At 72.6% G+C, this 21,030-nt stretch carries 17 protein-coding genes; 11 read left to right on the top strand and 6 right to left on the bottom strand.

Annotation, left to right across the window (positions count from 1 at the left end):
* Positions 1 to 121 precede the first annotated feature (121 nt).
* Positions 122 to 925 (top strand): GntR family transcriptional regulator, encoded by an 804-nt coding sequence (locus tag OG432_RS05625; protein ID WP_328308345.1) that lies wholly within the window; start codon positions 122 to 124, stop codon positions 923 to 925.
* A gap of 82 nt (positions 926 to 1,007) precedes the next feature.
* Here the strand turns inward: OG432_RS05625 and OG432_RS05620 are convergent, their stop codons facing one another.
* Entirely contained in the window at positions 1,008 to 1,781 is a 774-nt protein-coding gene (locus tag OG432_RS05620) for a hypothetical protein (RefSeq protein WP_328315010.1), read from the bottom strand.
* Between the two features lie 141 nt (positions 1,782 to 1,922).
* Positions 1,923 to 3,593, bottom strand: coding sequence for a PucR family transcriptional regulator (locus tag OG432_RS05615; RefSeq protein WP_328308343.1), 1,671 nt, complete (start codon positions 3,591 to 3,593; stop codon positions 1,923 to 1,925).
* A gap of 258 nt (positions 3,594 to 3,851) precedes the next feature.
* On the opposite strand from OG432_RS05615, the gene OG432_RS05610 reads away from it, so the two are divergent.
* The 8 genes from OG432_RS05610 (at position 3,852) to OG432_RS05575 (ending at position 14,283) form a co-directional block, all read left to right on the top strand.
* Complete coding sequence (locus tag OG432_RS05610) at positions 3,852 to 4,742, top strand: FAD binding domain-containing protein (protein ID WP_328308341.1); 891 nt, start codon at positions 3,852 to 3,854, stop codon at positions 4,740 to 4,742.
* 2 nt (positions 4,743 to 4,744) lie between these two features.
* On the top strand, positions 4,745 to 5,365 hold the full coding sequence (locus tag OG432_RS05605) for a (2Fe-2S)-binding protein (protein WP_328315009.1): 621 nt from the start codon (positions 4,745 to 4,747) through the stop codon (positions 5,363 to 5,365).
* Positions 5,366 to 5,367: 2 nt separating this feature from the next.
* Entirely contained in the window at positions 5,368 to 7,773 is a 2,406-nt protein-coding gene (locus OG432_RS05600; RefSeq protein ID WP_328308339.1) for a xanthine dehydrogenase family protein molybdopterin-binding subunit, read from the top strand.
* 407 nt (positions 7,774 to 8,180) lie between these two features.
* Complete coding sequence (locus OG432_RS05595) at positions 8,181 to 9,644, top strand: NCS2 family permease (RefSeq protein WP_328308337.1); 1,464 nt, start codon at positions 8,181 to 8,183, stop codon at positions 9,642 to 9,644.
* Between the two features lie 47 nt (positions 9,645 to 9,691).
* A complete protein-coding gene (locus OG432_RS05590; RefSeq protein ID WP_328308335.1) occupies positions 9,692 to 10,843 on the top strand; it encodes an XdhC family protein in 1,152 nt (383 codons plus the stop codon).
* A 683-nt stretch (positions 10,844 to 11,526) separates the two neighbouring features.
* Positions 11,527 to 11,679, top strand: a complete 153-nt coding sequence (locus tag OG432_RS05585; RefSeq protein ID WP_328308333.1) for a hypothetical protein — start codon at positions 11,527 to 11,529, stop codon at positions 11,677 to 11,679.
* 79 nt (positions 11,680 to 11,758) lie between these two features.
* Positions 11,759 to 12,991, top strand: a complete 1,233-nt coding sequence (locus OG432_RS05580; RefSeq protein ID WP_328308331.1) for a GNAT family N-acetyltransferase — start codon at positions 11,759 to 11,761, stop codon at positions 12,989 to 12,991.
* Between the two features lie 395 nt (positions 12,992 to 13,386).
* A complete protein-coding gene (locus OG432_RS05575) occupies positions 13,387 to 14,283 on the top strand; it encodes a polysaccharide deacetylase family protein (protein WP_328308329.1) in 897 nt (298 codons plus the stop codon).
* Between the two features lie 24 nt (positions 14,284 to 14,307).
* On the opposite strand, the gene OG432_RS05570 is transcribed toward OG432_RS05575, so the two are convergent.
* The 4 genes from OG432_RS05570 to OG432_RS05555 form a co-directional block, all read right to left on the bottom strand.
* Complete coding sequence (locus OG432_RS05570; RefSeq protein WP_328308327.1) at positions 14,308 to 15,876, bottom strand: carboxylesterase/lipase family protein; 1,569 nt, start codon at positions 15,874 to 15,876, stop codon at positions 14,308 to 14,310.
* Positions 15,869 to 16,510, bottom strand: a complete 642-nt coding sequence (locus tag OG432_RS05565; protein ID WP_328308325.1) for a GOLPH3/VPS74 family protein — start codon at positions 16,508 to 16,510, stop codon at positions 15,869 to 15,871. The genes OG432_RS05570 and OG432_RS05565 overlap by 8 nt, the downstream gene beginning before the upstream one ends.
* Before the next feature lie 120 nt (positions 16,511 to 16,630).
* Positions 16,631 to 17,287: a response regulator transcription factor gene (locus tag OG432_RS05560; RefSeq protein ID WP_328308323.1), complete on the bottom strand. Its 657-nt coding sequence runs from the start codon at positions 17,285 to 17,287 to the stop codon at positions 16,631 to 16,633.
* A complete protein-coding gene (locus OG432_RS05555; protein ID WP_328315008.1) occupies positions 17,284 to 18,471 on the bottom strand; it encodes a sensor histidine kinase in 1,188 nt (395 codons plus the stop codon). Before OG432_RS05555 ends, OG432_RS05560 begins: the two co-directional genes overlap by 4 nt.
* Positions 18,472 to 18,865: 394 nt before the next feature.
* Between OG432_RS05555 and OG432_RS05550 the strand changes: the two genes are divergently transcribed.
* Together OG432_RS05550 and OG432_RS05545 are read left to right on the top strand one after the other, a co-directional pair.
* Positions 18,866 to 19,069, top strand: coding sequence for a cold-shock protein (locus OG432_RS05550; protein WP_035796868.1), 204 nt, complete (start codon positions 18,866 to 18,868; stop codon positions 19,067 to 19,069).
* A gap of 386 nt (positions 19,070 to 19,455) precedes the next feature.
* Positions 19,456 to 20,973: a DEAD/DEAH box helicase gene (locus OG432_RS05545; RefSeq protein ID WP_328308318.1), complete on the top strand. Its 1,518-nt coding sequence runs from the start codon at positions 19,456 to 19,458 to the stop codon at positions 20,971 to 20,973.
* The last annotated feature ends 57 nt before the right edge of the window (positions 20,974 to 21,030 follow it).

Raw genomic sequence — 21,030 nt, 5'->3', positions numbered from 1 at the left:
GGACCACCGAATCACGATCGTTGACAGGTAAGGCTTACCTTAGCCGATCGATGCGATGTTTGAACTCGCGCTTTGTCCGCCTATGGTCTGTGTGGGGCAGGCGGAGCCGTAGGAGGCCGGGGTGGAGCAGGGCAGAGCGCGCGAGGCGGCGATACCTCCGTCCGGGGCACCCCGCGTCCCCGGCCAGACCAGGAACGACGCGCGCGGCGAGCACACCCACGGCGAGCACACCCACGGCGAGCACACCCACAACGAGCACACCCACAACGAGCACACCCACGGCGGGCCGCCCCCGCCCCGCGCCGTCCACCGTCACTCCGTGCGCGGCCAGATCCTGGCGGCCCTGCGCACCGCGCTGGTCGACGGCGACCTGGTGCCCGGCGAGGTCTACTCCGCGCCGGCGCTGGGGGAGCGGTTCGGCGTCTCCGCGACGCCCGTGCGCGAGGCCATGCAGCAGCTCAGCATCGAGGGTGCTGTCGAGGTCGTGCCGAACCGGGGCTTCCGGGTCACCGAGCGCAGCGCCCGCGAGCTCGCCGAGCTCGCCGAGGTGCGGGCCATGATCGAGGTGCCGGTGATGCTGCGGCTGGCCCGCAGTGTGCCGGCGGCCCGCTGGGCGGAGCTGCGCCCGCTCGCCGAGGCCACCACCGAAGCCGCCGCGACCGGTGACCGGGCGGGGTACGCCGAGTGCGACCGAGCCTTCCACCGTGCGGTCCTCGCCCTCGCGGGCAATCGGCAACTGGTGCAGGTCGCCGACGACCTGCACCGGCGCTCGCAGTGGCCGCTGACCGCGGCGCCGGTCGCCCGCCGCGGCGACCTGGTGGCGGACGCGGCCGAACACCTCGCCCTCCTGGACGCGCTGTGCGCCCAGGACCTGCCGGTCGTCCAGGCCCTCGTCCGGGAACATTTCACCGGCTCGGTACTCTGAGTCGACCCGCCCCGCGTCGGATCGACTCCCCTTCGGATCAACTCCCCTTCGGATCAAGCCGGTTCATCGATCCGACACGTCGTCAGGTCGCCGGTGACGGAGGCGGCACCGCCCCCAGATGCGTCACCAGCCAGGTGGGGACGCCGAGGAGGCGTACGAGCCGGGCGGCCTCCGTGCGCAGCCGGGTCGAGACCGGCTCCTCCTCCGTGTCGGCGAGCGCCGCGAGCGCCGGGGCCGTGCCGATGAGGTAGCCGAGCTCCTCGCGGATTCGCAGGGACTCGGTGAAGCCGTGCCGCGCCTGGGTCAACTCCCCTTCGCGCAGGGCGAGTCCGGCCAGATGGCGCCACGTGAAGGAGAGCAGCAGCGTGTCGCCGTGCGCGGCGGCGCCCTCGTGGGCGCGGCGGTAGGCGGCGCGGGCGGCCTCGGGCGCGTCGGCCACGTTCTCGGCGAGCAGACCGCGGCGGAAGTCGAGCAGCGCCCGGCCGCGCCCCGCCGGGGCGGTCAGCGCGGCCGCCCGGCCGAACGCCGAACGTGCCTCGTCCGCCCGGTCCCGCACGCCGAACAGCGTGGAGGCGTAGGCGAGATAGCCGCGCTCGCATGCGGCCGCGCCGCGCTCGTCGTCGCTGCGGGCTATCGCCTCCGCGCCCCGCAGCGCCTCGTCGGCCTCCGCCCAGCCGGACTCCGTGTAGACACAGCGTTCGGTCAGCAGGGCGGTGCGCTGAAGGGCGCCGGCCGGCGTTCCCGCATGAGGTTCGAGCAGGGCGGCGGCATCCGTCCAGCAGCCGCGCGAGCGCAGCCGCCACACCGCGGTCTGGAGCGGATCCCCGTCATCTGCAGTCGTTCCGGAACCAGACATGGCGGTGTACGCCACGTTGCCCTCCCCGAGCGCGCCATCGAGCTGCTGAGTAGATCCGCATCTGAACACGGAATGGCACGCCGGGCCAAGGGGGGTGCGTGAATGAGTTCACAATCGTCCGACACTGGCCGGGATCGACTGTCAGCTCATACGAAGCGCCAGGAAGAAGTCGAGCTTGTCCTCGAGGCGGGACAGGTCACGGGCCGTCAACTGCTCGATCCTGCCCACCCGGTAGCGCAGGGTGTTGACGTGCAGGTGCAGCCGCGTCGCACACCGCGTCCACGAGCCGTCGCAGTCCAGGAAGGCCTCCAGGGTCGGGATGAGTTCGGCCCGGTGGCGCCGGTCGTAGTCGCGCAGCGGGTCGAGGAGGCGGGCCGTGAAGGCGCGCCGCACGTCGTCCGGCACGAACGGGAGCAGCAGCACGTGCGAGGCCAGCTCGTGGTGGCCGGCCGCGCACACCCGGCCGGGGCGGGCCGCGGCGACCCGGCGGGCGTGCCGGGCCTCCTCCAGGGCGCCGCGCAGGCCCTCGGCCGAATGGACGGCGGCGCTGACACCCAGTGTCAGACGGCCGTCGTCGGCGAGACCCGCCGAGAGCGGCGCGCGCACGATGTCCAGGAGCGCGTCCGCGTGCAGTCCGCCCTCGGGGTCCTCGGGCGTGACCGGGGGCAGCGGTACGAGCGCGATCGCCTCGTCGCCCGCGTGGGCCACGGCGATCCGGTCGGAGGACTCGGCGCCGACGACCGCGGGGTCGACCAGGATCTCCTCCAGGAGGGACTGGGCGACCGGGCCGCTCTCGATCTCCGCGCCCGAGTCGCGTTCCCAGTCCACCCGCGCCACCACGACCTGCCAGTGCGGCGCCGAGCCGAGGCCGGGCAGCAGCACGGGGGCCGCGACCCTGAGGCGGGCCGCGATCTCGGCGGGCGCGGCGCCGGCCTGGACCAGTTCGAGGACCTCCTGGGCGAGCCGGCGGCGCACCGTACGGGCCGCGTCGCGCCGGTCGCGCTCGACCGCGATGAGCTGGGTGACGCCCTGGAGGAGGTCGAGCCGTGCGGCCGGCCAGTCGCTCGCGTCCGCCTCGACGGCCAGCAGCCAGTCCGAAAGCACGCTCTCGCGCACATCACGGGCGGCGGGCGCGGCGCCGCGCCCGTTGTTGCGGATCGGGAAGAGCGAGTAGGTCACGCCGTCCACGGCGGCCCGGTGCGGGCCCCGGCGCCCGGTGCGGGTGGCGCCCAGGTGCTCGGCGGCCAGCGCCGCACCGAGCGCGGGCGGCAGCGGGTCGCCGACGCCCGCGATCTGGCGGCCGGTGGGAGAAAGCACCCAGGCCCGCAGATCGAGGTCGGAGCCCAGCAGGTCCAGGACCACCTCGGGGCCGCCTCCCGCGGGGCCCGACGTCATCAGCCTGCGGTGACGGTCCACGACGGCCGCGAGGTCGCCCGCGCGTTCGCCGGACACCTGTCGTACGACATGCTCGGTGATGGTTGCGAACGCGACCGACTCGTTCACCGCGAAGAGCGGGAGCCGATGGCGAGAACAAGCCAAAACAAGATCATCGGGAATGGCGCTGAGCTCCGCCTCGCCGGCCGCGAGCCCCGCCACACCGGCACCCGCAAGGATGCGTACGAATGGCTCAGAATCTTCGGCGTCCCGGCGCCAGGCGAGCCCCGTCAGAACCAGCTCGCCGCCCGTGAGGTACCGACTCGGATCCCGCAGGTCGGTGGTCATGACCCCCCGTACCGTACGGTCCAGCTCGTCCTCGCCGCCGAGCAGCCGCAGCCCCAGCGCCTCGGTTTCCAGAAGTGCGCGCAGCCGCATCGCGTGTCGCCGCCGATCTGTCTTGATGTTGCCGTTGGAAGACGGTGGGTCAACAGCGCACCGCCTTTCATACGAATCTACAGAACGTGAGCGGAGACCAGCCAACTGCTTCATGGTTTCGGTGACTGCACCCGAGGGATCGTGGCTTGTGTACTGATTCCACACCGCGTTAACAACACGTGAACGACTGAGATGTCCAGGGCCACCCGTCACCGGGTCCCGCGCGTAAGACCCCGATCTTGAGAAGAGGAGCCAGTCATGGACTTCCTTCGCCCGGCCAGCTGGGAGGAGGCGCTCGCTGTCAAGGCCGAGCACCCCACCGCTGCGCCCATCGCGGGTGGCACCGACATCATGGTCGAGATCAACTTCGATCACCGCAGGCCGGAGTACCTGCTCGACCTCAACCGCATCGGCGAGCTCGCCCAGTGGGAGGTCTCGGCGGACAGCGTCCGGCTCGGTCCGTCCGTCCCGTACACCGCGATCATGGAGAGCCTGCGGGCCGAGCTGCCGGGCCTGGCGCTCGCCTCGCACACCGTCGCCTCCCCGCAGATCCGCAACCGCGGCGGCGTCGGCGGCAACCTCGGCACCGCCTCGCCGGCCGGCGACGCCCACCCGGCGCTGCTGTCCTCCGGGGCCGACGTCGAGGTCGAGTCGCAGGCGCGCGGGGTCCGGCTGATCCCGATCGACGCGTTCTACACGGGCGTCAAGCGCAACGCCATGGAGGCGGACGAGCTGATCAAGGCCGTCCACATCCCCAAGGCGGACGGCCCCCAGCAGTTCTCCAAGGTCGGCACCCGCAACGCCATGGTCATCGCGGTCTGCGCGTTCGGCCTGGCCCTGCACCCCGCGACGCGCACGGTCCGCACCGGCATCGGTTCGGCGGCGCCGACCCCCATTCGGGCGAACACGGCCGAAGAATTCCTGAACGCGGCGCTCGACGAGGGCGGCTTCTGGGACAACGGCAAGATCATCACCCCGTCGGTCGCCCAGCAGTTCGCCCAGCTCGCCTCGGCCGCCTGCAACCCGATCGACGACGTCCGCGGCACCGCGAGCTACCGCCGTCACGCCATCGGCGTCATGGCCCGCCGCACGCTGATGTGGACGTGGGAGTCCTACCGCGGCGGCCACACCCTGGAAGGAGCTGCATGACCATGCGCGTGAACTTCACGGTCAATGGGCGTGAGCAGCAGGCCGACGACGTGTGGGAGGGCGAGAGCCTTCTCTACGTCCTGCGCGAGCGCATGGGGCTTCCGGGGTCGAAGAACGCCTGTGAGCAGGGCGAGTGCGGTTCCTGCACGGTGCGCCTCGACGGCGTTCCGGTCTGCTCCTGTCTCGTCGCCGCCGGCCAGATCGAGGGCCGCGAGGTCGTCACCGTGGAGGGGCTGGCCGACTACGCAGCCCACCGCGCCGCCGCGCGCCCCGCAGACGGCTGCGCCCCGGGCGCCTGCGGTACGTCCATCGACGCCGCCCGGCGCTGGTCGGCCCACGGGTCCGAGGGAGAGTTCGGCTCGCGGGCCGGGGGCGGGCAGACTGGAGAGGCGGGCGAGCTCTCCCCGATCCAGCAGGCCTTCATCGACGCCGGCGCCGTGCAGTGCGGTTTCTGCACCCCGGGTCTCCTGGTCGCCGCCGACGAGCTCCTGGAGCGCAACTCCGAGCCGTCCGACGCGGACATCCGCGAGGCGCTCTCGGGCAACCTGTGCCGCTGCACCGGTTACGAGAAGATCCTGGACGCGGTCCGCCTCGCGGCCGCCCGTCAGGAAGAGGCGGTGTGACCATGGCGCAGAAGACCCGCACCACACCGGCCGGCACACCCACCAATGTGTCCCAGAACCACACCCGGGGCGGCATCGGCCAGTCGACCCTGCGTCCGGACGGCACCCTCAAGGTCACCGGCGCCTTCGCCTACTCCTCGGACATGTGGCACGAGGACATGGTGTGGGGCCATACGCTCCGCTCCACCGTGGCCCACGCCCTGATCGACGGCATCGACATCTCCGAGGCCCTCGCGGTGCCCGGCGTCCACGCCGTGCTCACCTACGACGACCTGCCGGCGACGACGAAGAACTACGGCCTCGAAATCCAGGACACCCCGGTCCTGGCCCACGGCCGGGTGCGGCACCACGGCGAGCCGGTCGCCCTCGTGGCCGCCGACCACCCGGAGACCGCCCGCCGCGCGGCCGCCAAGATCAAGGTCGACTACACGGAGCTGCCGCTCGTCACGGACGAGGCCTCGGCCCTCGCCCCGGACGCGCCGCTGATCCACGAGGACCGCGACGACCACCACGCCGCCCACGTCCCGCACCCCAACATCGTGCACCGCCAGCCGATCGTCCGCGGCAACGTGGAGCAGGCGCGCGAGCGCGCCGACGTGATCGTCACGGGCGAGTACACCTTCGGCATGCAGGACCAGGCCTTCCTCGGCCCCGAGTCCGGCCTCGCGGTGCCCGCCGACGACGGCGGCGTCGACCTGTACGTCGCCACCCAGTGGCTGCACTCCGACCTCCGGCAGATCGCCCCGGTCCTCGGCCTGCCGCCGGAGAAGGTCCGCATGACGCTCTCCGGCGTCGGCGGCGCCTTCGGCGGCCGCGAGGACATCTCGATGCAGATCCACGCCTGCCTCCTGGCGCTGCGCACGGGCCGGCCGGTCAAGATGGTCTACAACCGGTTCGAGTCCTTCTTCGGCCATGTGCACCGCCACCCGGCCACGCTCTCCTACGAGCACGGCGCCACCAAGGACGGCAAGCTCACGCACATGAAGTGCCGGATCGTCCTGGACGGCGGCGCCTACGCCTCGGCCTCCCCGGCCGTCGTCGGCAACGCCTCCTCGCTGTCCGTGGGCCCCTACGTCGTCGACGACGTCGACATCGAGGCGATCGCGCTCTACACCAACAACCCTCCCTGCGGCGCGATGCGCGGCTTCGGCGCCGTCCAGGCCTGCTTCGCCTACGAGGCCCAGATGGACCGGGTCGCGGCGGAACTGGGCATGGACCCCGTCGAGTTCCGGCAGCTCAACGCCATGGAGCGGGGCGCGGTCATGCCGACGGGCCAGATCGTGGACTCGCCGGCCCCGGTCGCCGAGCTCCTGCGCCGGGTCAAGGCGCGCCCGCTGCCGCCCGAGCAGCAGTGGCTCGCGGCCGGCGAGGCCGCGGATGTGCGCGCCCTGCCCGGCGGCCTGTCCAACACCACGCACGGCGAGGGTGTCGTACGGGGCGTCGGCTACGCGGTCGGCATCAAGAACGTCGGCTTCTCCGAAGGCTTCGACGACTACTCCACCGCCCGGGTACGCCTGGAAGTCATCAACGGCAGCCCCGTCGCGATGGTCCACACGGCCATGGCGGAGGTCGGTCAGGGCGGTGTCACCGTGCACGCCCAGATCGCCCGTACGGAACTGGGGGTCGCGCAGGTGACCATCCACCCCGCCGACACCCGGGTCGGCTCCGCCGGTTCCACCTCCGCCTCCCGGCAGACGTACATGACCGGCGGCGCCGTGAAGAACACCTGCGAGGCCGTCCGCGCGCGGGTGCTGGAGATCGGCCGCCGCAAATTCGGCTCCTACCACCCCGCCTGGGCCACGGCCGAGCTGCTGCTCGAAGCCGGGAAGGTCGTCACCGACGGCGGCGAGGTCCTCGCCGACCTGGCGGACGTGATCGAGGGTGAGGAGATCGATGTGGAGCTGGAGTTCCGGCACCGCCCCACCCAGGCGTTCGACCTGGTCACAGGCCAGGGCAACGGCCACGTCCAGTACACCTTCGCCGCGCACCGCGCGGTGGTGGAGGTGGACACCGAGCTCGGCCTCGTCAAGGTCGTGGAGCTCGCCACCGCGCAGGATGTGGGCAAGGCCCTCAACATGCTCTCCGTCGTCGGCCAGATCCAGGGTGGTACCACCCAGGGCCTGGGCGTCGCGGTGATGGAGGAGATCATCGTGGACCCGAAGACCGCGAAGGTACGCAACCCGTCCTTCACGGACTATCTGATCCCGACCATCCTCGACACTCCGGCGATGCCGGTCGATGTCCTGGAGCTCGCCGACCCGCACGCGCCGTACGGCCTGCGCGGCGTCGGCGAGGCACCGACCCTCTCGTCCACCCCGGCCGTCCTCGCGGCGATCCGGGACGCGACGGGTCTTCGGCTCAACAGGACTCCGGTCCGTCCCGAGCACCTCACGGGAAACGGAGTCTGATCCCCAGGGATCCCCCAAGCCCTCCGGGCGGTGCGTGCCTCCCAGGAACGTCACACTTCCGTCGCCCGCACCGTCCGGAGCACACCAGTACCGCACCGCTCGCGGTCCTCGTAACAAGCAGCACCCGCTCAGGAGCAACACCCGCTCACCAGCACTATCCGAAGTACCAGCCAGATCCGAAGTACCAGCACCACCAGCGTTATCGAGTCACACCGGCAACAACAGCAACACCCGTAGCCATCTGCACTGCGGTACCGGTTGGTACCCCCGCAGGAGCAGACACCGTTCGTCTCGGGCCGTCCCCCGGGTCGTGCAGCCCACGCATCAATCCCAAATCCCGCAGCTTGTCTGACCTGAGGACATCAAGTCTTATGCGGGTGCCCCTGTGAACCTTGGGAGTAGGCACCATGACCCAGCAGTCTGTGGAGCCAAAGACCACCGTCGAGGACGCGGGCTCCGGCTCCCGTCCCCCCGCCGGCAGGTCCTGGCTCGACCGGTACTTTCACATATCCGAGCGAGGATCCACGTTCGCGCAGGAAGTGCGCGGCGGCATCACCACCTTCATGGCGATGTGTTACATCCTCCTGCTCAACCCTCTGATCCTCTCGACGCCCGACGTCGACAAGCACACGCTGGGCCATGCGGGCCTGGTGACCGCCACCGCGCTCGCGGCCGCGGTCAGCACCCTGCTGATGGGCTTCATCGGAAAGGTTCCGCTCGCGCTCGCCGCCGGACTGAACGTCTCCGCGGCCCTGACCACCCAGGTGGTCCCCAACATGACCTGGCCGCAGGCCATGGGCATGTGCGTCATGTACGGCGTCGTGATCATGCTCCTGGTCGTCACCGGCCTCCGCGAGATGATCATGAACGCCATCCCCCTGGCGCTCAAGCACGCCATCACCATGGGCATCGGCATGTTCGTCGCCCTGCTCGGCCTGGTGAAGGCCGGATTCGTCGGCAAGGGCCCCGAACACGGACCGCCGGTCACCCTCGGCCTCACCGGTCAGCTGGTCGGCTGGCCCGTCTTCTTCTTCGCCCTCACCCTGCTGCTGATCTTCGCGCTCCAGGCCCGCAAGGTCCCCGGCGCGATCCTGATCGGCATCGTCTCGGGCAGCGTCCTGGCCTTCGTGGTCACCAAGGTCGGCGGTCTGACCGACGCCGACTGGGGCGGCACCGCCCCCGGCCTCAGCGGCAGCGCGGTCTCCACACCCGACTTCGGCCTCTTCGGCCACGTCGAGTTCGGCGGCTGGGGCTCCATCGGTGCCATCAGCGTGGGCATGATCGTCTTCACCCTGGTGCTCGCCGGCTTCTTCGACGCGATGGCCACCATCATCGGCGTCGGTCAGGAAGCCAAGCTCGCCGACGACCAGGGCCGTATGCCGGGCCTGTCCAAGGCGCTGTTCATCGACGGTGCGGGCGGCGCGATCGGTGGCGTCGCCGGCGCTTCCGGCCAGACCGTCTTCATCGAGTCGGCATCCGGCGCCGGTGAGGGAGCCCGTACCGGTCTCTCCTCGGTCGTCACCGGCCTCTTCTTCGCGGCCTGCCTCTTCTTCACCCCGGTCACCCAGCTCGTTCCCGCCCAGGTCGCCTCCGCGGCCCTCGTGGTCATCGGCTCGATGATGATGAGCGCCGCCAAGCACGTGGACTGGAGCGACCGGGCGGTCTCCATCCCGGTGTTCCTCACCGTGGTCCTGATGCCGTTCACGTACAACATCACCGCCGGTGTCGGCGCGGGTGTCATCGCCTACACCGTCATCAAGGCGGCCCAGGGCAAGTGGCGTGAGATCGGCGGGTTCATGTGGGCCCTGACGGCCGTCTTCACCATCTACTTCGCGCTCCATCCGATCGAGAACTGGCTGGGCGTCAAGTAGCGGCCGTGCCGCTGGTGCCCTTCGCACATCCGTAAGGAGAACCGAACATGCTGGACATCGCCGACGAGCTCAACCGGTGGGTCGAGCAGGGACGCGAGTTCGCCGTGGCCACGGTGGTGGCCGTCGGCGGCAGCGCGCCCCGACAGCCGGGAGCCGCCCTCGCCGTGGACAGCGAGGGTACGGCGATCGGCTCGGTCTCCGGAGGGTGTGTGGAGGGCGCGGTCTACGAACTGTGCCGACAGGCGCTCGAAGACGGCCAGACCGTCCTGGAGGGCTTCGGGTACAGCGACGAGGACGCCTTCGCGGTCGGCCTGACCTGCGGCGGCGTCATCGACATACTCATCACCCCGGTCCTGGCGGGCTCGCCCGCCCGGCCGGTGTTCGCCGCAGCCCTCGCCGCCTCGGCGAGCGGCGAGGCAGCCGCCCTCGCGCGTATCACCGACGGGCCGGCCGAACTCGTGGGGCGCGCCCTGCTCGTCCACCCGGGCGGCGGGTACGAGGGTGTGCTCGGCGGACATCCCGAACTGGACCGCACCGTGGCCGACGAAGCCGTCGCCCTGCTCGACGCGGGCCGCACCACCACGCTCTCGCTCGGGGCCGACGGCCGGCTGTGCGGCCAGCCGCTCACCGTCCTGGTCGAATCGAGCGTCCCGGCTCCCCGCATGATCGTCTTCGGTGCCATCGACTTCGCCGCTGCCCTGGTGAGGGTCGGGAAGTTCCTGAACTACCACGTGACGGTGTGCGACGCCCGGCCCGTCTTCGCGACCAGGGCCCGTTTCCCCGACGCGGACGAGATCGCCGTGGAGTGGCCGCACAAGTACCTGGCGCGCACCACCGTCGACGCGCGCACCGTGCTGTGCGTCCTCACCCACGACGCGAAATTCGACATCCCCCTGCTGGAGAGCGCGCTCAGGATGCCGCTCGCGTACGTCGGCGCGATGGGCTCGCGCCGCACCCACCTGGACCGCAACAGGCGGCTGCGCGAAGCGGGGGTCACCGAACTCGAACTGAACCGGCTGCGCTCGCCGATCGGCCTCGACCTCGGCGCCCGTACGCCCGAGGAGACCGCCCTGTCCATCGCCGCCGAGATCGTCGCGAACCGGCGCGGCGGCAGCGGCGTCTCGCTGACCGGAGCCCACACCCCGATCCACCACGACGGCACGGAACCCACGGGACGCCGCATAGGGTCGGTCGCCTAGTGCTCCCGTAGCGCTCCAGCCGTAGCGTGCTGGTGCGACGTGAGGCGGGATCCGCCGAGGTCCTCGCCGGCCAGTGGGGTCGCGGGAGCGTCAACGGTCAATCGCCGCACGCCAGTTGCTCGCCCAGCTCCGTGCGGGCGCAGAGCATCACGGGCCCCGCCCGTGCACGGCCGACCATGCCCGTCCGGTGCGGTACTGCCAGATGGTGGGAGACCGCGCTCGCCGTCACCCCGAGATGCCGGCCGCCTCGGCGACCGCCTCGGACACAGCCGCGTCCACAGCCGCGTCCTCCCGGCCGCGGTCCTGGTCCGCGCGGTGGCCTTCGCCGGCTGCCTCCTCGTCGGCTCGTTCCCCGGCTTCGTCGCCGCCGTCTGTGCGGTCTCCCTGGCCGAGAGCGCGAGCCGCCCGGTCAAGAACGCCCACCGCGCCCCGATCGCCGACCCCACGGCACTGGTCGCCGCCAGCGCCTACAGCAGGGTGATGATCAACATCGGCTTCTCGCTCGGCGGCCCCGGCGCGGGGCCGGCGCTCGCCCTCGATTCGCGGGCCGGGTCCATGGCGCTCGTCCTCTCTCCTCGGCCGGCGGCTGGGGCATCCCGTACGGTCTTGCCGCGCGGGAGCGCCGGGGCGAGTGCCTCGGCGTCCGGAGTCTCGCCTCCGATCCGGCCAGGGCGGGCGGGTCGTTGCTCGTCGCGGTCCTGGTCACCGGCGGGGGCGGCACGGGGTGGCTGGGGCTCGACGCCCTGTTCCTGGCGGCGGGAACCCTCACCGTGCCGGTCGCCGTACGAGCCGGCCGTGCCCCGCGAGGCGCGCCGGCGGAGCTGCCCGCCGGATGAACCAGGGCCCGCTCGGACCCGTCCCCGACCCGGTCGTTCTGTGCGTGATCGTCCCTTTCGTGCGGGTTAGGGTCGCCGCATGAGCGAGCTGGAGTTCCGCGACGTGCCCGAGTCCGACGTCGACCGCGCCCTGGAACTGTGGTGGCTCGTCTTCCACGACCGGCCCGACGAGCCGGAGAAGCGGGAGTACCACCGCGCGATGGTGCTGCGCTGCGACCGCGTCGGCGCCTATGACGGCGACGCGCTCGTCGGCTTCCTCGTCGCCCACCGCTTCACGCTGTCGGTCCCGGGCGGTGAACTCCCTTGCCCCGGCCTCACGTTCGTCTCCGTCGCACCCACCCACCGCCGCCGTGGCGTGCTCTCCGGGATGATCGCCGAGGTGTTCCGGCGCTGCGCGGAACACGGCCGTCCCGTCGCGGCGCTCTGGGCGACCGAAGCCGCCATCTACGGCCGCTTCGGCTTCGGCGCCGGCACCTACGGCACCTCCGTCGAGATCGACTCCACCCGCCCCCTCGCCCTGCGCATCGACGCCGACCCCCGTGCGCTGCGCCTCATCGACCCGGACGACGCCCCCGCCGAACTCGGCCCCTACTACGAGGCGACCCGCGCCCGCCGTGCCGGCCGCATCGCGCGCGACGCCGGCCGCTGGCGCGGCGAGTGGCTGCCCGAGAGCGACGAGGACGACGAGGAGCTCGGCCCGCCCCGCATCGTCGGCCTCGGCCCCATCGGCGAACCGCTCGCCGGATACGCCGTCTACCGCACACGGCGCGAGGACGACCCCGCCAAGCCGGGCACCGTCCAGGTCGCCGAGCTGGCCGCGGACACTCCGGCCGGCGAGGCCGCGCTGTGGAACTACCTCGCCGGCATCGACCTCACCGGCACCGTCCGCGCCTGGGGCCTGGCGCCGGACGACCCGCTGCTCCTGTTCGCCACCGACCGGGACCAGGTCAAGGCGGTCGCCCAGTTCCCCGCGTTGTGGATCCGCCTGGTGGACGTACGGGCCGCGCTCATCGCCCGCTCCTGGGCGGCCGAGGTCTTCCTCGCCCTGGAGGTGCGCGACGACCGCATCCCGGCCAACTCCGGCCGCTTCCGCCTGACCGCGTCCGTGCACGGCTGCACTTACGAGCCGACCTCGTCCGCACCCGACCTCACCCTCGACGTGCGCGACCTGGCCGCCTGCTACCTCGGCGGCACCGAGGTCCGCCGCCTCGTCGGGGCGGGCCTGGTGACCGAACACACCCCGGGTGCGGCACAGGCCCTGGACGAGGCGCTGCGCACGGCGGAACTGCCGCACACCGTCGACGAGTTCTGACCGTGCGGCCGGCCGGCGGCTTTGGCCCGCCGCGCCGCGCGAGCCGGCCGGAGTGACGAGGCTCTCGTCGGGAGCGGCCGGGACGGCCCGTCCGGGGACGAAGGTCCTTCGGGGGAACGGCCTGCTGGGAGAGGGAACCGGAAAGACCCTTGGTGCGCTCTTTGCTTGCGTGTGAGGGACCAAGGTCCCGGCGCACGGCGCCCGCACCGGACTCCCGCATCGCTGAGGTCTCGTCAACCGCCTTACCCCGTGCGGGTGTTGCCGAGAAGGGGGTGTTTTCCGTCCATACCCGGTCGGAGAATTCACATTTCGGGATTCGAGCGCGATCGTGCGATCGTGGCCAACTGGTGAAGCCCGGCTGCCGAACCGGCACGTACTGAGGGGATGGGGAAACCATGGCGCGACCGACTGCCCACACACGCCGCATCGTGATGGCCGCGGCCGCGGCCGTCGTCATGACGGGCGGCGTGGCCGCCGCGGTGTTCCTCGGCAGCGACACCTCCGCCGACGGTCCCGGCCCCTTCGTCGCCCACTCCACGGCCCCCTCGCACTCCGACGACAAGCCGGGCGGCAAGCCCGGCGGCCGGCCGGCCGAGCCATCGAGGTCCGCCGGCGACGACAGCGCGCCGGACGGATCGGACGGCTCCCGCGGCGCCACGGGTCCCGCCGCGCCGCCCGGCGCCGCCGGCATATCGGAGACCATCGACCACGCCACCGAGAGCGGCGGCAAGTCGGTCTCGATCACCATCGACGACGGCCCGAGCCCGGTCTGGACGCCGAAGGTCCTCGCGGTCCTGAAGCAGTACGGCGTCAAGGCCACCTTCTGCATGATCGGGCCGCAGGCTCGGGCCAACCCCGCCCTGGTCAAGCAGATCGTCGCGGCCGGGCACCGGCTGTGCGACCACACGGTCAGCCACGACGAGGCCATGAACAAGAAACCCGTCGCCTACCAGAGCGCCGAAGTCCTGGACGCCCAGAAGATGATCGAGGAGGCGGCGGGCGGCGCCAAGGTGCGGTACTTCCGCGCGCCCGGCGGCGCCTTCACCCCCGACAACCGGCACATCGCGGCCGCCCACGGGATGCGGCCGCTCGGCTGGAACGTCGACACCAAGGACTGGGCGCAGCCGGGCACCGCGACCATCGTGAACACGGTCAAGCACGAGCTCAAGAACGGCCCGATCGTGCTCTTCCACGACGGCGGCGGCGCCCGCGCCCAGACGGTCGACGCTCTCAAGGAGGTGCTGCCCTGGCTGGCGCGGCAGGGCTACACCTTCAGCTTCCCCGCCGTCTGAGCGGCCCCGCCGCCCCGGCCTCCCTCACGGCATCGTCGCCCACAGCCCGCAGTGGTGCCCCGGGGCCGGCCGCACCGGCCCAGTGCTGTCCGGAGCGAGGCTCTGCACCTGGGAGTGCGACCAGCGCGGCGCGCCCCCGCCGTTGGGGTCGCCGGAGCGTGCGAACCGCGTCCAGTACCCGATCATGGTGTCGGCAAGGCGATGCTGACGTACCGTCATCTCCCGTGCGCGGCCGCCCAGATCGAAGAGGTACGGCAGTTCCGTGGTGTGGGTGGCTCCCAGCGGGAACGGCGGGGGAGCGGGGAGGGGGCGCGGCGGGTCGGGGTCGGCGAACTCGTAGCGCCAGACCCGCTGGTGCGCCGCGAACAGCGACCCCGTGCGCAGCGTGGGGCAGGCGTAGTTCGCGTCGCCGATGACCGCGCCGAACACCGGCCCGCCGTCGGTCGCACCCACCGGGTAGGCGCGTACCACCTCCCCGGAGCGCGCCGGATCAGGCACGAACTCCCATGCCACGCGGGGCCAGTTGCCCGGAGTGACGGTAGTTCCGGCCGCCATGATGCCCGCCGCCCAGATGGTGCCTTCGTCGTGATTGGCGCCGACGAGCACCGGGACGCGGGCCGTCCGGCCCGATGCGAGGGCCTCGGCCGGGGCGCGCGGCAGCAGGCCCGTGCCGTGCTCGGGCTGCGCGTCCGCGCCCTGAGCCGCGAGCAGCCGGGCGACCGGCACCCGCCGCAGACAGGCCGGCACGTCCGATGCCTTCGCGCAGCCGACCGCGGTCACGAGCCGCGCCCCGGCCGCCTGTGCCGCAGGGGGAGCCACCGAGAACGGGGCGAAGGGGCGTGCCGGGCCCCCCGTGCAGGGGCCGCTCTCCATGATCGCCCGCTGGAACAGGCCGACGGCCGACGGCGAGGCGAGCTGTGCGCAGACCGCGTAACTCCCGGCCGACTCTCCGGCCAGCGTCACGTTCCGCGCGTCACCGCCGAACGCCCCGATGTTCTCCCGTACGTACCGCAGCGCCGCCTGCTGATCGGCGAGGCCGAAGGTGCCCGACCCGTTCAGCCCCGCAAGGCCGAGGAAACCGAGCGCCCCGAGGCGGTAGTTGACGGTGACCACGACCACGTCGCCGCCCCTGACCATCCGGTGCGCGTCGTAGGAGCTGCCCGCGCCGCTGGTGAAGCCGCCGCCGTGCAGCCACACGATCACCGGCCGGGGACGGCCCGCGGACGCGCCGGCGGGTGCGGTCACGTTCAGATACAGACAGTCCTCGCTCGTGCTGCCGCCCGGCACCTCGCCGGCCGGCTGCGCGCAGGCGGAGCCCGGCCTCGTCGCGTCAAGGACCCCGGACCAGGCGGCGGCCGGGCGCGGCGCGGTCCAGCGCAGCGCGCCGACGGGCGGCGCGGCGTACGGGATGCCGTCGAAGATCCGGTATCCGTCACGCTCCGAGCCGCGTACGGCGCCCGCCCGCGTGTGCACCACGGGCGCCGCCGACGACGTCGCCCGTGCGGCCGGCGGGTGCGCCTGGGACGCGGGCAGCGGGAGCGTCAGGGCCAGCGCGCCCGCGAGCGCGGCCACCCACGCGCGCACCTCAGCCACCGCCCATCCCGCCCTGGGCCGCGACGAGGGTGGTCCCGAGCCGGCGGACGGCCCGGCCGAGCGAGGGCGAGACGGCGTCGAGACGTCCGGTCAGCGCGTCCACCCGGTCCTCGCGGGCCTTGGCGTCGGCGCGCGACACGACATGGCGCACCCCGCCCGCCGAGGCGAGGGCCACCAGGACGGCGTCGTCCGGATCGACGGGCCCCTCGGCCCGCAGCACCCCGGCGAGAGAGCCCTGGAGCGCCCGTACGTCCCCCGGCGCGCGCACCGTCACGTCGCGCCGGGCCGGGCGCGCGAAGCGGGCCGGGCGCTCCCGCACGGTGATCACACCGAGGGCCGCGAGCCGGTCCTCGACGGCGGACAGGGTCTCGTTGCGGCCGGTGCGCGTCCACACCTTCCAGGTACGCCGGTGCGCCGCGAGAGGGAGCAGGGCGAGATCGAGTACGGGGTCGCCGGTGGGGCCCGCGTCCAGGACCACCACCTCGCCCGCGCGGTCGGCGATGTGACCGGCGCGGGCCAGCTCGGCCAGGACCGCGACACGCAGCAGGAAGCCCGCCCGGGTGCGGTCGTACAGCGCACCGGCATCGGTGTCGTAGGCCGTGAGATACATCCGGCCGTACAGAGAGAGCGTCATGGAAGCGACGCTAGGCACTCCGCGGCGCGAGGGGATCCACCCCACGGACCGATCCGCGCTCGGCCCACGGGATGAGTGCGCGGGCGACTCACCCCGGGGGACGAGAAGGCATGGCGCGGCTCAGCCGCGGCGCGGCTCGACCAGGCCGTGGTCGTAGGCGGCGACCACCGCCTGCACCCGGTCGCGCAGCCGCAGCTTGCGCAGCACCGCCGACACATGGGTCTTCACGGTCGCCTCCGACAGATGCAGCTGCCGGGCGATCTCGGTGTTGGACAGCGCCTGCCCGATCAGGGTGAGCACCTCGCGCTCGCGGGGGGAGAGCTGGGCCAGGGCGCCGGGCGCCGGGGGAGCGGTGGTGTGCGCGAAGCGGTCCAGCATGCGGCGCGTCACGGTCGGCGCGAGCAGCGCGTCCCCGCGCGCGACGACCCGGACCGCCTCCGCGAGCTCGGCGGGCCTGATGTCCTTGAGCAGGAATCCGCTGGCCCCGGCGCGCAGCGCGGTCAGGACGTGTTCGTCCAGGTCGAAGGTGGTGACGACGAGGACGCGGCTCGCGCTGCCCGAATCGACGATGGCCCGCGTCGCGTCGATGCCGTCCATCACGGGCATCCGCACGTCCATCAGGACGACGTCCGGCCTCAACTCCTCGACCAGGCGCACCGCGTGGCGCCCGTCGGCGGCCTCGCCGACCACTTCCAGGTCGTCCCGGGCATCGATGATCAGCCGGAACCCGCCGCGTACCAGCGCCTGGTCGTCGGCCACCACCACCCGGATCGTCACGAGGCGTACTTTATCGGCAGCACCGCGCGCACCTCGAAACCTCCGTCGGGGCCGGGCCCGGCCTCCAGGGTGCCGTCGAGCAGCGCGGCCCGCTCACGCATCCCCGCGAGCCCCCGCCCCGACCCGGCAGGGCCCCGACTCCGGCTGCCGGGACGGCCGTTGTCGCACACCTCGACGCGTACTGACTCCTCGTCCCGGCACACCGACACCCGCACCCGGCTCGCCCCCGCGTGCCGCAGCGTGTTGGTCAGCGCCTCCTGCACGATCCGGTACGCCGCGAGGGCCACGGCGGCCGGGGGATCCTGCGCACCGCCCTCCTCGTGGAGCTCGACGGCGAGCCCGGCGGCCCGCGCGCCCGCGGCCAGCTCGGCGAGGTCCCCGAGCCCGCGCGGCGGGCGCCGCGCGTCGTCGCTCCCGCTCCCGCCGCCGGCCACGTCCTGCGCGCCGCGCCCGCCCCTGTCGTACGTCCCCGCCGCGTGCTCGCCCGTCTCGGCGCGCAGCAGCAGACGCAGTTCTCCGAGGGCCGAGCGGCCCGCGCTGTCGATCGCGCGCAGCGCCTGCCTGGCCTGCTCGGGGTGCGTGGCGAAGACGTCCTCGGCGGCGCTCGCCTGGATCACCATCACCGAGACGGTGTGGGCCACCACGTCGTGCACCTCGCGGGCGATCCTGGCCCGCTCCTCGGCGACCGCCCGCCGTGTCTCGGCGGCCAGCCGGTCCTGGTGGGCCCTGCGCCACTGCCCGGCGGTCCATGCCAGCGTCACGGCCAGGACATGGGTGACGAGCACCAGCGTGCCCGCGCCGACGTACGCGAGCGGGGCCAGCGCGAGCATGCCGAGCAGCCACCACCGCGATGTCCGCACCGGCCGCAGGGCCGACAGCACACACAGGGCGATCTGGGCCCCGAGCATGGCGCCGGTCAGGCTCAGGGCGGGAAGGAGCAGCCACATCGCGGAGCCGAGCAGCGCGCTGGCGGTGAGCACCGCACCGGGCCGGCTCAGCACCCACCACAGCAGGACGGCCTGCACCACGGCGAGCAGCAGCGCGGCTACAGCCCGCGTGCCGGTGCCGGCCGCGACGAACGTGGGCACCGCCACACCGAGCACCAGCACCGCCGAGCCCACCCGTGACATCCGAAGCGCCCGCGCCGTCATCACCGGTGCTCCACCGCCGTCCGCCCCGCGCATGAGACCCACGCCGCGACGCTACCAAGGCGTGCCGTCGCGGGCGCCCGGCCAGGCACTCCCCGCCCGCCCGCTCGGGGCGCCCCGGCACGGCCGGACGGGCCCGCCGCGAGCCGAATATTTTTCCTGCGGGGCCGCTGAAATTCGTGCGATGTACGACGAGGGTTCCTGGCGACGCGCCCAAAATGGTGGTATTTGCCGCGCCTGCTTCCGGGAACCGTGCTACTGTTGATCCCAGTTGCAGTTGTGGTTCCCAAAGACTTCAAGTGCCTCGATGGTTTTATGCCGTCGGGCGCTTTTGTATTTCCGGTGTTTTTTCCGGACGGGGCAATCATCGCGGTAACGACGGGGTCAGCACAGTGCGGACCCCCGGGCATTGCCCCGAAGGAGATATGACATGGCTACTGGCACCGTGAAGTGGTTCAACGCGGAAAAGGGCTTCGGCTTCATTGAGCAGGAGGGTGGCGGCCCGGACGTGTTCGCCCACTACTCGAACATCGCCACCCAGGGCTTCCGTGAGCTTCAGGAAGGCCAGAAGGTGAACTTCGACGTCACGCAGGGCCAGAAGGGCCCGCAGGCCGAGAACATCACGCCTGCCTGACGCTGAAGCGTTTTCTGCACGCGGCTGGGGCCCGCACCTTGGGGTGCGGGCCCCAGCCCGTTTGCTGTTCCACCGGGCCCGCCGTCACGACGTGACGGCACTCTCGCGGCCCGCGGGACACCGGGGACCGCCCCGGGAGTCCCGCCACCCAGCGGACCAACCGCCGTGGCCACGGCCCGGCGCGCATCGGCCCGCTGTCCTGATCCGGCCCGACCGCCCCACCGGGCGGCGGATGCCCGGCATTCCGACAACGGGCGAGGAATTTCCGCGCCCCGGTGCGGCCGGATCAGAATTCGACTTCTGTTTTCGGCTCGTTCTTGCGATGTTCCGGCAGCTCCACCACGCCGGATGTCCCTCGATACGTGCCATATCGAGGAAGGTTCTCCTTGAACCGTTCAGCTCGCACGAACGACCGCTACTCCGCCGCCCGCAAGGGCGGCAGCACCGACCGGGGGGCCCGCTTCCGCCCCCAGGGCTCGAACCGCCCCGGCGGCGGCCGCAGGCCCGCCGCCCCGCAGGGCGAGTTCGCCCTCCCCGTCACCATCACGCCGGCCCTGCCGCCCGTCGCGAACTTCGGCGACCTCGACATGCCCGCGCCGGTCCTCGAACTGCTCACCAGCCTCGGCATGAACGAGCCGTTCCCGATCCAGGCGGCCACGCTGCCGAACTCGCTGGCCGGGCGGGACGTCCTGGGCCGCGGCCGCACCGGCTCGGGCAAGACCCTCGCCTTCGGCCTCGCCCTCTTGGTGCGCACCGCAGGACGCCGCGCCGAGTCGAAGAAGCCCCTCGCCCTGGTCCTGGTCCCCACGCGTGAGCTGGCCCAGCAGGTCACCGACGCCCTCACCCCGTACGCCAAGGCGCTGAGGCTGCGCATGGCCACCGTCGTCGGCGGTATGTCGATCGGCCGACAGGCCGGCGCGCTGCGCTCCGGCGCGGAGGTCGTCGTGGCCACGCCCGGCCGCCTCAAGGACCTCATCGAGCGCCGCGACTGCCGCCTCGACCAGGTCGCCATCACGGTGCTCGACGAGGCCGACCAGATGGCCGACATGGGCTTCATGCCGCAGGTCACCGAGCTTCTCGACCAGGTGCGCCCCGAGGGCCAGCGGATGCTGTTCTCGGCCACCCTCGACCGCAACGTCGACCTCCTGGTCCGGCGCTACCTGCACGACCCGGTGGTCCACTCCGTCGACCCCTCGGCCGGAGCGGTCACCACGATGGAGCACCACGTGCTGCACGTGCAGAGCGCCGACAAGTACGCCACGACCACCGAGATCGCGGCCCGCGACGGCCGAGTGATCATGTTCTTGGACACCAAGCACGCCGTCGACCAGCTCACCAAGCACCTGCTCCAGAGCGGGGTGCGGGCCGCGGCCCTGCACGGCGGGAAGTCCCAGCCCCAGCGCACCCGCACTCTTGCGCAGTTCAAGACCGGCGCGGTGTCCGTCCTGGTCGCCACCAACGTCGCGGCGCGCGGCATCCACGTCGACAACCTCGACCTCGTGGTCAACGTCGACCCGCCGACCGACCACAAGGACTACCTGCACCGCGGCGGCCGCACCGCCCGCGCCGGCGAGTCCGGCAGCGTCGTCACCCTCGTCATGCCCAACCAGCGCCGCGAGATGAGCCGCCTGATGATGGCCGCCGGGATCACCCCGACGATCACTCAGGTCCGCTCGGGCGAGGCCGAGTTGAGCCGCATCACCGGCGCCCAGACGCCCTCCGGCATTCCCGTGGGTCCCGCCGCCTCCGCGGAGGAGCGTCCCAAGCAGCGCGGCCAGGCCCCGTTCCGAGGACGCGGCACCGCCCGCGGCCAGGCCGGCCGGAGCACCACCTCGCGCCGCGGCGGCGAGACCCGCGAGCTGGCCGAGGCCCGCAAGGCCGCCCGGGTCCGCCGCGCGGCCTGAGCTCAACTCGCGCCGCGCGCACGGCAGTTGCTTCGCCGCGAGCCCTCGCACCGGCGC

Origin of the sequence: Streptomyces sp. NBC_00442 (assembly GCF_036014195.1) — a bacterium.
In the GTDB taxonomy this organism is placed as follows: domain Bacteria; phylum Actinomycetota; class Actinomycetes; order Streptomycetales; family Streptomycetaceae; genus Streptomyces.
Note: the sequence above shows the minus strand (reverse complement) of the source record. Positions and strands in the feature narration are given on the sequence as shown.

Excerpts from the sequence above, each read along its gene's own strand:
- OG432_RS05620 (WP_328315010.1), bottom strand. The coding sequence starts at position 1,781 with ATGTCTGGTTCCGGAACGACTGCAGATGACGGGGATCCGCTCCAGACC.
- OG432_RS05615 (WP_328308343.1), bottom strand. The coding sequence starts at position 3,593 with ATGCGGCTGCGCGCACTTCTGGAAACCGAGGCGCTGGGGCTGCGGCTG.
- OG432_RS05610 (WP_328308341.1), top strand. The coding sequence starts at position 3,852 with ATGGACTTCCTTCGCCCGGCCAGCTGGGAGGAGGCGCTCGCTGTCAAG.
- OG432_RS05605 (WP_328315009.1), top strand. The coding sequence starts at position 4,745 with ATGCGCGTGAACTTCACGGTCAATGGGCGTGAGCAGCAGGCCGACGAC.
- OG432_RS05600 (WP_328308339.1), top strand. The coding sequence starts at position 5,368 with ATGGCGCAGAAGACCCGCACCACACCGGCCGGCACACCCACCAATGTG.
- OG432_RS05595 (WP_328308337.1), top strand. The coding sequence starts at position 8,181 with ATGACCCAGCAGTCTGTGGAGCCAAAGACCACCGTCGAGGACGCGGGC.
- OG432_RS05590 (WP_328308335.1), top strand. The coding sequence starts at position 9,692 with ATGCTGGACATCGCCGACGAGCTCAACCGGTGGGTCGAGCAGGGACGC.
- OG432_RS05580 (WP_328308331.1), top strand. The coding sequence starts at position 11,759 with ATGAGCGAGCTGGAGTTCCGCGACGTGCCCGAGTCCGACGTCGACCGC.
- OG432_RS05575 (WP_328308329.1), top strand. The coding sequence starts at position 13,387 with ATGGCGCGACCGACTGCCCACACACGCCGCATCGTGATGGCCGCGGCC.
- OG432_RS05565 (WP_328308325.1), bottom strand. The coding sequence starts at position 16,510 with ATGACGCTCTCTCTGTACGGCCGGATGTATCTCACGGCCTACGACACC.
- OG432_RS05555 (WP_328315008.1), bottom strand. The coding sequence starts at position 18,471 with ATGCGCGGGGCGGACGGCGGTGGAGCACCGGTGATGACGGCGCGGGCG.
- OG432_RS05550 (WP_035796868.1), top strand. The coding sequence starts at position 18,866 with ATGGCTACTGGCACCGTGAAGTGGTTCAACGCGGAAAAGGGCTTCGGC.